Source organism: Candidatus Magnetobacterium casense (genome assembly GCF_019173545.1).
In the GTDB taxonomy this organism is placed as follows: domain Bacteria; phylum Nitrospirota; class Thermodesulfovibrionia; order Thermodesulfovibrionales; family Magnetobacteriaceae; genus Magnetobacterium; species Magnetobacterium cryptolimnobacter.
On record NZ_JABXWD010000757.1, the window covers coordinates 1 to 1,120 of the forward strand.

The 1,120-nt window shown below is 53.0% G+C and carries 2 protein-coding genes; both read right to left on the minus strand.

Features of this window, described 5'->3' with window-relative positions; genetic code table 11:
• Positions 1 to 68: 68 nt before the first annotated feature.
• A complete protein-coding gene (locus HWQ67_RS19295) occupies positions 69 to 503 on the minus strand; it encodes a hypothetical protein (protein ID WP_218254321.1) in 435 nt (144 codons plus the stop codon).
• 14 nt (positions 504 to 517) lie between these two features.
• Positions 518 to 1,120: phage portal protein (locus HWQ67_RS19300; RefSeq protein ID WP_218254322.1), on the minus strand; the 603-nt coding region annotated here is incomplete at its 5' end.

Genomic DNA, 1,120 nt, shown 5'->3' on the forward strand with positions numbered 1-1,120 from the left:
CACGTCCTCAAGCGGGTACTTGATGATGGTTGCCTTGGTCTGTTTGAAGAAGTCAATGCTGAGCTGCGCTATCTTTTTTGTTCGTTCACCCAGTCTGATAGCCGCGCCCACTTCTCCAACTCTACCGCATCGTCACTGGTTGGCGCGCGTTCGGCAAGGTCAATCTTCTCCAGGTCTGCCAATGCTATCTCGAAGTCCTCCTGCACCATGTGCATGTAGATCGGGAACTTGTGAGGCGCCAGTATCCAGTTCCAGTATTCCACGCCGCTCTCGTGTCGCTGTCTGGCAATCCATTGGATCCACAACTCGTGCATCTCAAAGCCGCGTGTAAGCCGCTCGATTGGCAGCCCGTACGAGTAGCAGTTGTTCAGGCTCCATACCTCATCGGCTTTAGACTGTGCAATCAGTCCCCTTGTCTGTGGTGCAAATCCGTAGATGGCAACGGTCTTGCGCTTGGTTGGCGGCGGCGTCACGTCAATCGTTATTCGTAGAGGGTCAGTCAATCAGTTGTCCTTTCTCACGGGTATCCAGCCCATGACATTGCATCGGCGAAGATCGCCTCGATGCCTTCGGCGATGGTTGTCACCTCTAATGCCCCTTCAATAGCACCAACCACAACAGCCGGTATGTAATCACTCTCGAAAGGTCTGTCAAGTATAGCCTTGCCAGCCTCGACTCGTTTCATTACCCGCCGTTCCCATTTCTGTAAGTCTGTCCTGTACGCCTTTTCCTCTTCGTCCTCTTCTTCGTCCTCGTCTTTCTCCGGCTCCTCTTCGTCCGGTTTTGGTTGGTTGGCTTGTTCCGCCAGTTGGTTGGCTAAATCTATCCCCTGGTCAAACTTCTCATCAAGCGCGGCATAAGTGACGTTCTCGGGCAGTTCTATTCCAAGCGTCTCACCGACTATCGAAGGTCGGATACCGGCATCAACGTAAAGCTTAAACGCCGCGGCGCGTTGTTCTTCGTCTTCCTGATAGATGGTCAAGCTCTGCGGCTCGAACTCGAACATATAGCCAAGCGGCTTGATAAGCTGCTCGTTGAGCACCTCCTGGATTAGCTCGCACTCTGGGATGATGGTATCATCATACCAGTTCAGCTTGTCCTGCTGCGCGGTTGCAAAAGT